The 12,596-nt window shown below is 36.9% G+C and carries 12 protein-coding genes and 1 riboswitch; of the genes, 8 read left to right on the plus strand and 4 right to left on the minus strand.

Going from position 1 to position 12,596, the window contains the following annotated elements; translation table 11 throughout:
* Positions 1-61: 61 nt before the first annotated feature.
* The gene (locus ACSBPO_RS01395; RefSeq protein WP_442598044.1) at positions 62-1,336 is read right to left on the minus strand and encodes an MDR family MFS transporter; all 1,275 of its coding nucleotides are present in this window, start codon (positions 1,334-1,336) and stop codon (positions 62-64) included.
* A 140-nt stretch (positions 1,337-1,476) separates the two neighbouring features.
* Between ACSBPO_RS01395 and ACSBPO_RS01400 the strand changes: the two genes are divergently transcribed.
* On the plus strand, positions 1,477-2,016 hold the full coding sequence (locus tag ACSBPO_RS01400) for an AAA family ATPase (protein WP_442598046.1): 540 nt from the start codon (positions 1,477-1,479) through the stop codon (positions 2,014-2,016).
* 531 nt (positions 2,017-2,547) lie between these two features.
* Here the strand turns inward: ACSBPO_RS01400 and ACSBPO_RS01405 are convergent.
* The gene (locus ACSBPO_RS01405; protein ID WP_442598048.1) at positions 2,548-4,638 is read right to left on the minus strand and encodes a DNA topoisomerase III; all 2,091 of its coding nucleotides are present in this window, start codon (positions 4,636-4,638) and stop codon (positions 2,548-2,550) included.
* Between the two features lie 286 nt (positions 4,639-4,924).
* On the opposite strand from ACSBPO_RS01405, the gene hutH reads away from it, so the two are divergent.
* Positions 4,925-6,451 (plus strand): histidine ammonia-lyase, encoded by a 1,527-nt coding sequence (gene hutH, locus ACSBPO_RS01410; protein ID WP_442598050.1) that lies wholly within the window; start codon positions 4,925-4,927, stop codon positions 6,449-6,451.
* 49 nt (positions 6,452-6,500) lie between these two features.
* Here the strand turns inward: hutH and ACSBPO_RS01415 are convergent, their stop codons facing one another.
* Positions 6,501-6,662 (minus strand): hypothetical protein, encoded by a 162-nt coding sequence (locus tag ACSBPO_RS01415; protein WP_442598052.1) that lies wholly within the window; start codon positions 6,660-6,662, stop codon positions 6,501-6,503.
* A gap of 170 nt (positions 6,663-6,832) precedes the next feature.
* On the opposite strand from ACSBPO_RS01415, the gene ACSBPO_RS01420 reads away from it, so the two are divergent.
* The 5 genes from ACSBPO_RS01420 (at position 6,833) to ACSBPO_RS01440 (ending at position 11,134) form a co-directional block, all read left to right on the plus strand.
* Positions 6,833-7,207 carry a DnaJ family domain-containing protein gene (locus ACSBPO_RS01420; RefSeq protein ID WP_442598054.1) on the plus strand — a complete coding sequence of 125 codons (375 nt, stop codon included), beginning with the start codon at positions 6,833-6,835 and terminating at the stop codon, positions 7,205-7,207.
* 363 nt (positions 7,208-7,570) lie between these two features.
* Positions 7,571-8,365: a flagellar motor stator protein MotA gene (motA, locus tag ACSBPO_RS01425; RefSeq protein WP_442598056.1), complete on the plus strand. Its 795-nt coding sequence runs from the start codon at positions 7,571-7,573 to the stop codon at positions 8,363-8,365.
* The gene (gene motB, locus ACSBPO_RS01430) at positions 8,358-9,104 is read left to right on the plus strand and encodes a flagellar motor protein MotB (protein ID WP_442598058.1); all 747 of its coding nucleotides are present in this window, start codon (positions 8,358-8,360) and stop codon (positions 9,102-9,104) included. The genes motA and motB overlap by 8 nt, the downstream gene beginning before the upstream one ends.
* A 309-nt stretch (positions 9,105-9,413) precedes the next feature.
* Positions 9,414-10,514, plus strand: coding sequence for a carbohydrate kinase family protein (locus ACSBPO_RS01435; protein WP_442598060.1), 1,101 nt, complete (start codon positions 9,414-9,416; stop codon positions 10,512-10,514).
* A gap of 345 nt (positions 10,515-10,859) precedes the next feature.
* A riboswitch (cyclic di-GMP riboswitch) is annotated at positions 10,860-10,955 on the plus strand.
* 32 nt (positions 10,956-10,987) lie between these two features.
* Positions 10,988-11,134 carry an anti-repressor SinI family protein gene (locus ACSBPO_RS01440; protein WP_442598062.1) on the plus strand — a complete coding sequence of 49 codons (147 nt, stop codon included), beginning with the start codon at positions 10,988-10,990 and terminating at the stop codon, positions 11,132-11,134.
* Positions 11,135-11,243: 109 nt separating this feature from the next.
* On the opposite strand, the gene ACSBPO_RS01445 is transcribed toward ACSBPO_RS01440, so the two are convergent.
* On the minus strand, positions 11,244-11,573 hold the full coding sequence (locus ACSBPO_RS01445; protein ID WP_442598064.1) for a helix-turn-helix domain-containing protein: 330 nt from the start codon (positions 11,571-11,573) through the stop codon (positions 11,244-11,246).
* A 259-nt stretch (positions 11,574-11,832) separates the two neighbouring features.
* Here ACSBPO_RS01445 and map point away from each other — a divergent pair, with 259 nt between their 5' ends.
* Positions 11,833-12,588 (plus strand): type I methionyl aminopeptidase, encoded by a 756-nt coding sequence (map, locus tag ACSBPO_RS01450; protein ID WP_442598066.1) that lies wholly within the window; start codon positions 11,833-11,835, stop codon positions 12,586-12,588.
* The last annotated feature ends 8 nt before the right edge of the window (positions 12,589-12,596 follow it).

Below are 12,596 nucleotides of genomic sequence, written 5' to 3' on the forward strand. Positions count from 1 at the left end.
ACAGGTTATAGTATATTTTTATCCTTCTTGTAATTTAATTATATTACAAATTTGTGAACTTTCAAGGTAGATTTTGTGAACTCACTTTTTTCTCATATACATGAAACATATACCCATACAGGACAGCACTTATGACGGCTAAAAGAGTGAGGATTACGAACGTCCATTGATAACCAATCCAAACCGTCATTGGAATGGAAAGGGGGGCTATGGTTCGACCAAAGGTATATCTTAAACTAGCTGCTGCAAAATATTGCCCGCGCATTTCTTCAGGAGCTAGTTGTGAAATAAAAGTTTGTTGGATTCCAGCTACCATTAACTCCCCGATGGTAAAAATGGCCATTGCAAGTATTAGTCCCCAAATCCATTCACTTTGCCCAAAAAGAAAAATCGAGACTGCATACATTAGTGAGGAGAAAATAAATACGTTTCTTTGTTTGTAACCATTCATCCACTTCGTAACAAAGACAGTTAATAAGGCAACCAGCAATCCATTTTCAGCTAAAATAAGTCCAAATCCTTGTTCACCATTCACCTTCATGTTCCAATTGCCTAGTGAAAAGACGGTTTGATTTTCTATCACATCTTTTGAATACACAGGAATTAATAAGTCCAACTGCATGAAAATTTGCGCAACCAATACACCTGCTACGATAAATAGTAAAAAGGTTTTATCTGCGATAATAATTTTATAATCCTTCAACTGTTGAAGTAAAAAATGATACCATCTATCATTTTCATGCTTAACGGTAGCCTTTGCTGAAAGAAAGGTTTCTCTCGTCCATTTGGATAAAATAAAGGCCAAGGTTATGGAGATGAGTCCAGCAGAAAGAAGAAGCTCGAAACGGTAGTGAACATAAAAAATGGCCCCAAGAATTGGTCCAAGTACGACGGCGATGTTTATCGATGTATAAAAGATCGCGAAAACATGGCTTCTTTCCTTTTCATCTACAAGGTCTGCCACCATAGCTTGACTAGCCGGCCAGTAAAATGAGCCAAAGAAACCAACAGCACTAAAGCAAAAAAAGCTAATCCATGGAGATGTAAACCAAGGAGAATTTGCAAAGGCAAAACCGATAAAAGCAATCCCTTGAGCAAACGAGGATATAACCATCATTCTTTTTCGGCCAAATCGATCGGCACTATAACCACCTAACAAGTTTGCAAACACAGAAAAAAGCTGTGACAGAACAAGCAGTAATCCAGCTTTTTCTTTTCCGAATTCCTCCGAAAAATAAATGGATAAAAAGGGAAAGAACATCCAAAAGGTAATGTTCATAACACTCTCGCCAAATAAGCGAATTTTTAAATTTTTATCCCAATCTCTGATTCTCATTGTTTAATCCTCTTTTCGACACAGTAACTCCCATATCTTACTATTTTTTCAGTAGAGAAGCCAACTTTATACTAGATAGGAAAGGTTTTTTAACATTTTTATAGAACTAGTAAAAAGCAAATCGATGAAGGAGTTTTTATATGATTATCATGATTAATGGGGCTTTCGGAGTCGGGAAAACGACGGTCTCTGAATCTTTACTAAAGGAAATAGACAATAGTATGCTATATGACCCCGAAGAAGTAGGGTATATGTTGAGGACTATCATCACAAAAGAGGTGATGAAAGAAGCTGAGCAAACGGGTGACTTTCAAGACTTGGAGCTTTGGAAAGTTTTTACTGTTAAAGTAGCAGAGTCTTTATTAGAAACCTACAATAAAACTTTGATTGTTCCGATGACCATTTATAAAAAAGAAAACTTTGAATACATATTGGAAGGATTTAAACAAATAGATCCACAAACCTATCATTTCTGTTTGCTCGGCCATGAGGAAACGATTTATGAAAGATTACGGAAAAGAGGAGAGGAAGAAGGGAATTGGTGCTTCCAACAAACGCAAAAATGTGTCACAGCTTTTAAGGATCCCGGCTTTGGAGAGTTTATCCATACGGATGAAATGAATGTGGAGGAGATAGTGAAAACTATTTTGGGGACAGTATCTCAAAAATCTACAAAATAGTCATTAAGAGTTTTTAGAGGATGGATGGGTGTTAAAAATTTTCTAAACTAGCAAATTTGATGTTTTTCTATCTAAAATTTCATTGTAAATGGCTTATGATGAACGTTTTTCGTATAGGAAGTGGTAAAAAAATTGCATTTTTATGTTTCTAAAGAAGTTTTACAAAAATATATGCTCGACTTTCCGAGGGATATGCTCGAGTTTCAAAAAATATGCTCGACTTTCCGAGGGATATGCTCGAGTTTCAAAAAATATGCTCGACTTTTTGAGGGATATGCTCGAGTTTCAAAAAATATGCTCGACTTTCGGAGGGATATGCTTGAGTTTGAAAAAATATGCTCGACTATTCGAGACAAATGCTCGAGTTTGAAAAAATATGCTCGACTATTCGAGACAAATGCTCGAGTTTGAAAAAATATGCTCGACTTTCCGAGACAAATGCTCGAGTTTCAAAATTTATCCCCGAGTTTTCGAGACAAGCTTACTGAAGAAAAGCAGTGATACGCGTATCACTGCTTTTCTCACTTACTATTACTCTTTATCCTCTAAAGCGGCCTTCAATAGATCACCTAAACTTGTTCCAAAGTCTTCATTCTTAGCAGAGTATTTTTGAACAAGCTTACGTTCTTCATGTTTAGACACGGCTTTTTTCTTCGCTTCTGCCTTTTCTACTAAATTACAAGGGCGGCATTGGAAGTAAGCACCGGCTTTACCATTATGGATTTCCATTTTCTTGTGGCATTGCGGGCAACGACGGTTTGACAGCTTCGGATCTTTACGACGACGATAGCTGCATTCGTGATTCGAACAGACTAGGACTTTCCCTTCTTTTGTATTTCGTTCCTTTAAGAACGACTCACATTCAGGACATTTTGAGCCAGTTAAGTTATGAGCGCGGTAAGATTTATTACTGCCTTTGATTTCACTAACTAGCTTTTCTGTTTGTTGACGGATATTTTTTAAAAATTCCTTAGGACTTGCTTTTCCTTTCGAAATCAACTCTAATTGTTTCTCCCATTTTGCTGTTAAATCAGGAGACTTCAATTCATCGTTTACTAGTTCAAATAGTTGTTTCCCTTTCGCAGTCGGGATTAGCTTACCGTTTTGACGGTCAACAACCTCTGTTTCGATGATTCGTTCAATTAGATCTGCTCTTGTTGCAGGAGTACCTAATCCGAACTTTTCCATTTTTCCTAAAAGATCCGCTTCGGTAAAACGGCTAGGCGGTTCGGTTAAGCCCTTGGCAACTTGGACGGAGCGGAGTGTGTATGTTTTCCCAACGTTCCAATTAGCTTTCGTTCCTTCGCTAATGACATTTTCTTTATTTAATACCTTTTTAAAGCCAAGGTTTACGATAGTGGTTTCTCTAAGGACTAGCTGCTCTTGGCCAGCTTTTAAAGTGATTTGAGTGGTTTCGTACTCGTATTCAGGATAAAACAGGGTAAGGAATCTGCGAGTAATAAGATCGTAAACCTTCCGTTCATCCGAGTCTAATACATCAAGGCGAAGTCTCTCCTCCGTCGGGATAATGGCATGGTGATCGGTTACTTTTTCGTTATTAAAAACTTTCTTGGTCGCGACCTTGCCTTTATTTTTAATAGGCAAAAGTGTTTCTTCCTTATATCCTCCCGAGATAGCCTGTAGGCGCTCTAACATGGTTCCTTCCATATCAGTCGTTAAATAACGAGAATCTGTTCTCGGATAGGTCACTAATTTATACTGTTCATACAAACGTTGTAGCACCGTCGATGTTTTTTTAGCCGAGAAACCGAATCGTTTATTACAATCCCTTTGTAATTCTGTTAAATCATAGGGAAGGGGCTGTGTTTCTTTCTTTGGATTTTTCTTAATGTTCTCTACTATAGCGTCCGAGTTCTCAAGTTGTTCCTTAACTCGATTAACCGTTTCTTGATCAAAAATTCTTTTTTCGCCATTCTTTTCCCAGTCTGCTTCACTAGAGCCAATTGGAACCTTTATGGTCCAATATTCTTTCGGTACAAACTTCTGTATTTCGCTTTCTTTTTCTAAAATAAGAGCCAGAGTAGGTGTTTGCACACGACCAGCAGATAGTGGGTCATTGTATTTTGTTGTTAAAGCTCTTGTCACATTTAAACCAATAAGCCAATCTGCCTCAGCACGACAAACAGCGGATTGGTAAAGGTTTTCGAAGTCTTGTCCTGGCTTTAGCTGTTTAAACCCATCTTTAATGGCTTTATCTGTATAAGAAGAAATCCAAAGACGTTTAAGAGGCTTTCTCCACTTTATTTTTTCTAAAATCCATCGAGCAACGAGTTCACCTTCACGCCCAGCATCAGTTGCAATGATGATTTCTTTAATATCATTGCGTTTTGCTAGACTTTCAATAGCTCGAAATTGATGATGAGTCTGCTTCATAATATTTAAACCCATTCGTTCGGGGATTATCGGAAGATCCTCTAAGTTCCATGTTTTATATTTCGTATCATATTGCTCAGGCATTTTTAATTCAACTAAGTGCCCAAGTGCCCAAGTAACAATATATTGGCTGCCTTCAATATAGCTCTTTGATTGTTGTTTACATCCAAGAACACGTGCAAGCTCTCTTGCTACACTCGGCTTTTCTGCAAGAATAAGTGATTTCATAAAACAAACTCCTTTCAAGGACGAAATACCTCATTTTCGTCCGAGTTACACTAAACAGTATACCTTAGAATGTCATTTTCAAGTACCTTATTGACAGAAATGGAAGCACGAGCATAGAATAAAGGTAAATATCGTTATTTTTTGAAAATTTAAACCCTTCTTGAAAGAAGAGGATAATATGATACATCTTAAACGGATCAAAAAATTAAAAATCGTACTCGGGAGCCTGGATTAATCAATCCAGGCTCTTTCTTTATTTTATTAAAGTGGTAGAGGAGAGAGATAGATGGTTGAATTAAAAGGTTATGGACTAACACTAAACATGATAAAAGAGATTCTGGCTCGAAATTTACCTGTCAAGGCATCGGAAGCAAGCTTGGCAGCAGTTCAAAAAAGTAGGATGGCCGTCGAAAAAATCGTTACAGAAGGAAAGATCGTCTACGGAATCAACACAGGATTTGGTAAATTCAGTGATGTTCGTATTAATCAAAATGATGTACGAGAGCTGCAAATCAATCTCATTCGATCCCATGCTTGCGGGGTAGGGGAGCCGTTTCCAAAAGTAGTATCAAAAGTAATGCTTCTATTACGAGCGAATGCCTTATTAAAAGGGTTTTCTGGTATCCGTCCAGTTGTTGTGGAGAGGTTGTTAGAATATTTTAATAAAGATATTATTCCCGTTATTCCTCAGCAAGGTTCATTGGGGGCTAGCGGTGACTTGGCGCCATTATCGCATTTAGTTCTTCCAATCGTCGGAGAAGGAGAAGTTTTTTATAAAGAAAAAAGAATGCTGGCCCAGGAAGCTTTATTTTTAGAAGGAATAACACCGTTAACATTGGAAGCAAAAGAGGGATTGGCGCTTATTAATGGAACACAGGCAATGACCGCGATGGGGGTCGTTGGTTATTTAGAGGCTGAAAACTTAGCTTATCAAGCTGAGCTTATTGCGTCTCTTTCGTTAGAAAGTCATAAGGGTATTATGGATGCATTTGCAGAGGAAATTCATATTGCAAGGGGATATCACCAGCAGGTAGAAACAGCAGCAAGAATTCGTGACTATTTGAAGGATAGTCAATTGACGACACGACAAGGGGAAGTGCGAGTACAGGATGCTTATTCGTTAAGATGTATCCCACAAGTTCATGGCGCTTCTTGGCAAGCGTTGGATTATGTGAAAGAGAAGTTAGAAATTGAAATGAATGCGGCGACAGATAATCCATTAATTTTCCATGAAGGAGATATGGTGGTATCAGGTGGGAATTTCCATGGCCAACCAATTGCTTTTGCGATGGATTTTATGAAAATTGCTGTTGCAGAGCTTGCCAATATTTCAGAACGTCGAATCGAGCGCTTAGTGAATCCTCAATTAAATGATTTACCAGCGTTTTTAAGCCCGGAACCTGGTCTGCAGTCTGGTGCAATGATATTACAATATAGTGCTGCTTCTCTCGTGTCTGAAAATAAAACATTGGCACATCCGGCTAGTGTAGATTCCATACCGTCCTCTGCCAATCAAGAAGATCATGTGAGTATGGGTACAATAGGCTCTAGGCATGCTTACCAAATCATACAGAATGCCAGAAGAGTCCTAGCTATTGAGTTATTCTGTGCGTTACAGGCATTAGAATTCAGAGGGATTCATCTTATGGCAACGGCCACAAGATCCTTATATGAAAAATCACGTGAAATTGTGCCTTCCATTATAAAAGATAGAATTTTTTCTACAGATATTGAAAAATTAGCGGACTGGTTGAAAAACAAATCGGTAGAAGACATGATTATGGTACCACCTACTAAACAAGAGACAAATTGATACAGGGAACCAATTAAAGGGATAAACTTGTCGTTTATCCCATTTGTTATTATTCTGTTTTTTCTCTGCGATTTTTAAAAGCTTCTTGAACAACAATAAACTCTTCGTCCTCAAGGCTTTGTTTTGCATGTTGTTCAACCATAGCGCCAGCTTCTGGAAGAGGTCCTGGATGACCTTTCTTTTGATGTTCAAAATGTTTTCCACGAGCCATTTACATCCACTCCTTTCACTTTGACAAAGATAGGTTTCCCTAATATAGGAGGAGTATGTAAATGAAACACTGAAGAACATAAATCCTTGATTAAGTAACCATTTTTCTTCCAACATAGTTTATAATATACATATAGGGTAATCGATAATGTCCGAGGGAGAGGGTTTAGGATGGATTTTTTTACGATTATAGCTGAGCAACAAATAAAAAAGGCCTATGAAGATGGAGAGTTTGACAATCTTCCAGGCTTAGGTAAACCGATGAACTTAGAGGATTTATCAGGAGTTCCAGAAGACCTTCGCATGGCTTATCGTTTGATGAAAAATGCAGGATTTTCTCCTGAAGAAAATAAACTTAAACAAGAAATGCTCTCCATAGAAAATTTAATAAGAAATTGTGAAGACCCAGACGAAAAACAAAAGCATCAAAAGAACCTAAATGAAAAGCTGCTTCGATTTAATCAAGTCATGTCCAAAAGAGGCGCTAAAACCAACTCATCCCTCTTTAAAAACTACGAACAAAAAATAGATAAAAAATTTTTTTAAATATAAGGCTCTGTTAAAGATTATTTTAAATTTTGAGAAACGGTTGATTGGAGTGGAAGCCGCTTGACTCCTGGGGGATTAGCGTTACAGGCGAGAACCCACAGGAGCATAAGCGACGAGGAGGCTCGACGAACGCCCTCCGGAAAGCAAGCGGCTGGAACGGAAATCAACAACAACTAAGATTAACAAATCTCACATATCCAAAAAGTACTCTTTTAAAGACTATTTCCACATAGTCTTTTTTTCTTTCTACGAAATCCTCTCAAATTTCTAAAGAAAACTAAAAAATTGTCGAAATAAAAGATAAGAATTAATTTCTGAATCGATTAATCAAAGTTTGAGATAAGATAGGTGAACGGTTATATGGACAAAACGTCGATTATAGGTGTCATATTAGGATTAATAGCAGTTGGTGTAGGGATGTTTTTAAAAGGGGTAAGCCCATCGCAGCTAGTCAACCCTGCAGCCATTCTCATCATCCTATTAGGTACTGTTGCAGCAGTAACCATTGCATTTCCTACAAATGAATTAAAGAAAGTTCCAAATCTATTTGGAATTATTTTTAAAGAACAAAAATTAATGTCTTCAGTAGAATTGATTCGTATGTTTTCTGATTGGGCACAACTGGCACGAAAAGAAGGTTTATTGGCACTTGAAGCTAGAACAAATGAAGTGGATGATGCCTTTTTACGAAATGGTTTAACTTTGGCTGTAGATGGTCAAAGTGCTGATTACATCCGGGATGTTCTATCTGAGGAAATTGAAGCGATGGAGGAGCGTCACCAAGGTGGAGCTGCTATATTTACTCAAGCTGGTACGTATGCACCGACTCTTGGAGTATTAGGGGCGGTAGTAGGATTAATTGCTGCATTAGGTTACATGAATGATATAGAAGCTTTAGGTCATGCTATCTCGGCTGCATTCGTTGCTACGTTAATGGGGATTTTTACTGGTTATGTGTTATGGCATCCTTTTGCCAATAAATTAAAAAGAAAATCAAAGCAAGAAGTGAAACAAAAGCAGATGATGATTGAAGGAATTCTTTCCATTTTAGAAGGAGAGGCTCCGAGGGTTATTGAACAAAAGCTTGCATCTTATCTTCCAGCAGGAGAGCGCAAAGCATTCCTGAATGAAAGTGTTGTGAAGCAGGATGAGTAGGAGAAAGAAAAAGCATCATCATGAAGATCATGTGGATGAATCCTGGCTTATCCCATATGCAGATTTATTGACTCTGTTACTTGCATTATTTATTGTATTGTTCTCAATGAGCTCGATTGATGCACAAAAGTTTAATGCTTTTTCCAAAGCGTTTAATCAAATTTTTGCTGGTGGTACAGGCGTTTTAGATTTCGAAGCCCCTATGCCTCAGAGCGAAAATGATACAAAGGTGAACCCGAAAGAGGAACCTAAACAGGAAGACATCGATAAGGACCAACAGGAACTACAGGACTTGCAAAAGAAGGTTAATACGTATATTCATAATAAAAAGCTTGAAGCGAAATTAGGCACCAAATTAACGGATGAAGGTTTGCTTGTTACAATACGAGATAATGTGTTATTTGATTCTGGTAAAGCAGAGGTCCGCAATGTCGATTTAAATATTGCGACAGAAATCTCAGGACTACTTGTTATGGATCCTCCTCGAAATATCATCATCAGTGGACACACAGATAATGTTCCGATTCGTAATGCAAATTTTGAATCAAACTGGGAATTAAGCGTTATGAGGGCTGTTAATTTCATGAAGATTGTCCTAAGAAACGATAAACTGGATCCACGTTGGTTTAGTGCAAAAGGATTTGGAGAATTCCAACCAGTAGCATCAAATAACACCAAAGAAGGTAAAGCGAGAAATAGACGGGTTGAAATTCTCATACTTCCAAGATTCCAAGACTAAACAAGGTTTAGTCTTCTTCTTTTTTCGGAACTGGTTTACACATTCTATCAATGAAGAATCCAAATAGCCCTAAAAAAGTAATAGGAATGGCATAATTCAAAATGTGAAGTATCGTCAATTCGTTCACCTCATTTATTAGTGGATTACCCCTATCTTCGTATTAATAAATATTATATGTTAAAATTCAGAAAATAAATAATATTTAGATTAGTTATTTTTAAAATTATTTAGAAGGAAACCGACATCTTTTGACGAATTACTAGAGTAGAGAAAGCGTTTGCACAAATTCTTTATTAAGGACTGAGAGTCATGGAAAAACAAGTATTAATAAAGATGTTAAAATTAGTCAAATCAAACCCGCAAATATCCAATTTGGAACTATCACAAAAGTTAAATGTAATTCTAGAAGACGTTGAAAAAGGTCTCTTAGAATTAAAAGAAAGCGGAGATATTATAGGAAGATCCTTTATTTTTCCAAAAAAGACTCAAGTTCTTTGTATTGGTGGAGCTAATATAGATCGGAAAATTCAAGTATTGGAAGGGTTAGAATATGGGACTTCTAATCCATCGAACAGTACTATTTCCTGTGGTGGTGTAGCTAGGAATATTGCTGAAAACCTTGGCAGAATCAATTGCCAAACCTCTTTACTTAGTTTTGTCGGAGGGGATCATGAAGGGGAATGGCTTTTGAATCAGACAAAGAGATTTGTCGATATTACACCAACTGAAGTTATTCCACAAATGTCAACGGGAACGTACACAGCAGTTTTAAATGAAGAAGGGGAAATGATTGTCGCTTTAGCTGATATGGTTTTATACGATTCCATACAGCGGTCCCTTATTGAAAAAAAGTGGGGAATCATAAGAGAATCCGAAATGGTCTTATTAGACACCAATTTACCTTCCGATATTCTTTCCTATATCATCAAACGTTGTCAAAAGGAAAATATACCATTAAGTATTGTTCCTGTATCCGCCCCAAAAGTAAAAAAGCTTCCTCATCAACTTGATGGAGTGACATGGTTAATTGCTAATCAGTCTGAGGCTGAAGCCCTTGCGGATTTCCCTATTCAAAGTGATGGAGACTATTTTCGCGCAGCCGAATTAATTTTGAAAAAAGGTGTAGAAAGAGTCGTTATTACGAGGGGAGATAAAGGTCTTATTTATTTCACAAAAAATGGAGAAGCCAGTGTCATTCTACCACCTGAGATACAAGTAGATGATGTAACAGGGGCAGGCGATTCATTAGTAGCGGGAATCCTATACGGCTATTTAAAGGGAGTTAACACAGAAGATGCTTGTAAAATAGGGATGTCATGTTCTATTATCACCCTTCAATCCTACGAAACAGTCAATCCTGAATTAAGTAAACAAAAGCTCCAAGAAACTTATCAGAAATATTTTAATTAGGCTCTTTTCTGCAACTTTGTTGATTTAAACTGAAAAGTCCTCATATGCTGTGCACCCCAAAAGTTGGACCAAGTAATTTCTAACTTTGGGGGTGTTTTTTTGTGGTCAAATAAATATCTCACATTGTTTGGAAAATAATTGTTAAAAATTCGACGGAATTAGAAGTAATTTTACCTAGAAAGTAAGTAGATTAGAGGTTTAATTTTTAGAAAATTCTATAAAGTAGAATTAATTGTCACTATTTGTTGGAAAAAGGTGGTATTTTATTGGACGTTCCTGACAAGAAACAACACCCTACTAAAAAAGAACTAGATATAATAGGGTAAAACTATTACTTAAGTAACAATCAGAAAAGGGCTAACTTATTGAAAGATAGGGGCGCAAAGTTGCAGATCTAAGGTAATGAGTACTAAGCATTACGATGATGGCTGGGCTGCCTGAGATACAGATAGATGTATTTTGGGGGAGATAAGGTGAGTAGAAAACTGGACTGCGTAAATGAATTAGACAAAGAATGGCTTCAATTAATTTTAGAAGCAAAAAGTATGGGAATGGATTTGAACACAATCAGAGATTTTCTCCATGTAAATTCAGTGAAAGAGCTAGTTGTAGAAAAATAACCCCAAAAAAGTATTTCTTCGTGTAGAAGAAATACTTTTTTATTGTAGAGATTTATAAATTTAGCATTAAACGAAGTTTTCGTAATCCAGCTCCAGCGCTTTTTGTTCTTTATTCATCATCTTTTTGTTTTAATTTCCATTTATTAAATTCCAAAAATTCACGGAATTGATCTTTTGATATTCCAGAACCCATCGCTTCTTGTACTAAAGTTAGCCAATCTGAATCTAGATCATCCTTGTTAATAGGGTCATTAATTATATGATCAACTGAGACCCCCAAGACAACCGATATTTTTTCTAAGAATTGTATAGAAGGATTTGTTTGAAGATTTCGCTCTAGAGAACTAAGATAAGACTTAGCCACTCCAGCCTTTTCGGCCAACTCCGAAAGTGACATTCTTTTCTCTAAACGAAGCTGTTTAACACGTTCACCAATCATTTTATTATTCACTTCACTTTTGTTTACTTTTTATTTAGTATATCAAAAAATAATTAGAAGTTCCATATAAAGAACGTATTTTTACGTAAATTCATAAAATGGACCTACTCCAAATTATTCTAATGTTATTGAAAACCTTATATGAGGAAAGTTCCTTCATAAATGAGTGTTTCTTCCTTTTTCTATTTTTAAAAAAAGGGTAAAATGAAAGATAACATCTATGCTTAGTAGGTACACTTCAGGAAAGAAGGGGAAATACTTGATTATCTTAAAATCACCACGTGAAATTGAAAAGATGAAGGAAGCAGGAAAAATTCTTGCTGCTTGCCATAGAGAAATTGCCAAATTAATTAAACCAGGAGTCATGACTTGGGAGATTGATGAGTTTGTTGAACAATTTTTAAAAAAGCACGGTGCAACTCCTGAACAAAAGGGATATAAAGGATATGAATACGCAACATGCGCAAGTATCAACGATGAGGTTTGTCATGGATTTCCACGGAAAACTCCTTTACAAGAAGGGGATATTGTGACGATTGATATGGTTGTCAACTTAAATGGAGCTTTAGCAGATTCTGCATGGTCCTATCCAGTTGGAAAAGTCTCAGACGAAACCAAAAGGCTATTGGAAGTGACTAAGGAATCATTATATCGTGCTATTGAAGTCGCACAACCAGGTAATCGAATTGGAGATATAGGGCATGCAATCCAATCGTATGTAGAGGCGGAAGGTTTTTCGGTTGTTCGAAATTTTATTGGTCATGGAATTGGTGCCACTATTCATGAAAAACCAGATGTTCCTCACTTTGGGTTACCGGGAAAAGGAGCCCGCTTAAAAGAAGGAATGGTTTTTACAATTGAACCGATGGTGAATGTTGGAGAATATCATACGAAAATGGATCTAAATGGCTGGACCGCTCGAACCATCGACGGAAAGTATTCTGCGCAATATGAGCATACCATAGCGATTACTAGTGAAGGTCCGATTATTTTGACAGACCAAGAAATGAGATAGCAACTAGG

The sequence above is a fragment of the Neobacillus sp. D3-1R genome (assembly GCF_052180215.1).
Taxonomy (GTDB): Bacteria; Bacillota; Bacilli; order Bacillales; family Cytobacillaceae; genus Pseudoneobacillus.

What these genes read in the sequence shown, in the direction of transcription:
- ACSBPO_RS01395 (WP_442598044.1), bottom strand. Translation starts at nt 1,336, where the DNA reads ATGAGAATCAGAGATTGGGATAAAAATTTAAAAATTCGCTTATTTGGC.
- ACSBPO_RS01400 (WP_442598046.1), top strand. Translation starts at nt 1,477, where the DNA reads ATGATTATCATGATTAATGGGGCTTTCGGAGTCGGGAAAACGACGGTC.
- ACSBPO_RS01405 (WP_442598048.1), bottom strand. Translation starts at nt 4,638, where the DNA reads ATGAAATCACTTATTCTTGCAGAAAAGCCGAGTGTAGCAAGAGAGCTT.
- hutH (WP_442598050.1), top strand. Translation starts at nt 4,925, where the DNA reads ATGGTTGAATTAAAAGGTTATGGACTAACACTAAACATGATAAAAGAG.
- ACSBPO_RS01415 (WP_442598052.1), bottom strand. Translation starts at nt 6,662, where the DNA reads ATGGCTCGTGGAAAACATTTTGAACATCAAAAGAAAGGTCATCCAGGA.
- ACSBPO_RS01420 (WP_442598054.1), top strand. Translation starts at nt 6,833, where the DNA reads ATGGATTTTTTTACGATTATAGCTGAGCAACAAATAAAAAAGGCCTAT.
- motA (WP_442598056.1), top strand. Translation starts at nt 7,571, where the DNA reads ATGGACAAAACGTCGATTATAGGTGTCATATTAGGATTAATAGCAGTT.
- motB (WP_442598058.1), top strand. Translation starts at nt 8,358, where the DNA reads ATGAGTAGGAGAAAGAAAAAGCATCATCATGAAGATCATGTGGATGAA.
- ACSBPO_RS01435 (WP_442598060.1), top strand. Translation starts at nt 9,414, where the DNA reads ATGGAAAAACAAGTATTAATAAAGATGTTAAAATTAGTCAAATCAAAC.
- ACSBPO_RS01445 (WP_442598064.1), bottom strand. Translation starts at nt 11,573, where the DNA reads ATGATTGGTGAACGTGTTAAACAGCTTCGTTTAGAGAAAAGAATGTCA.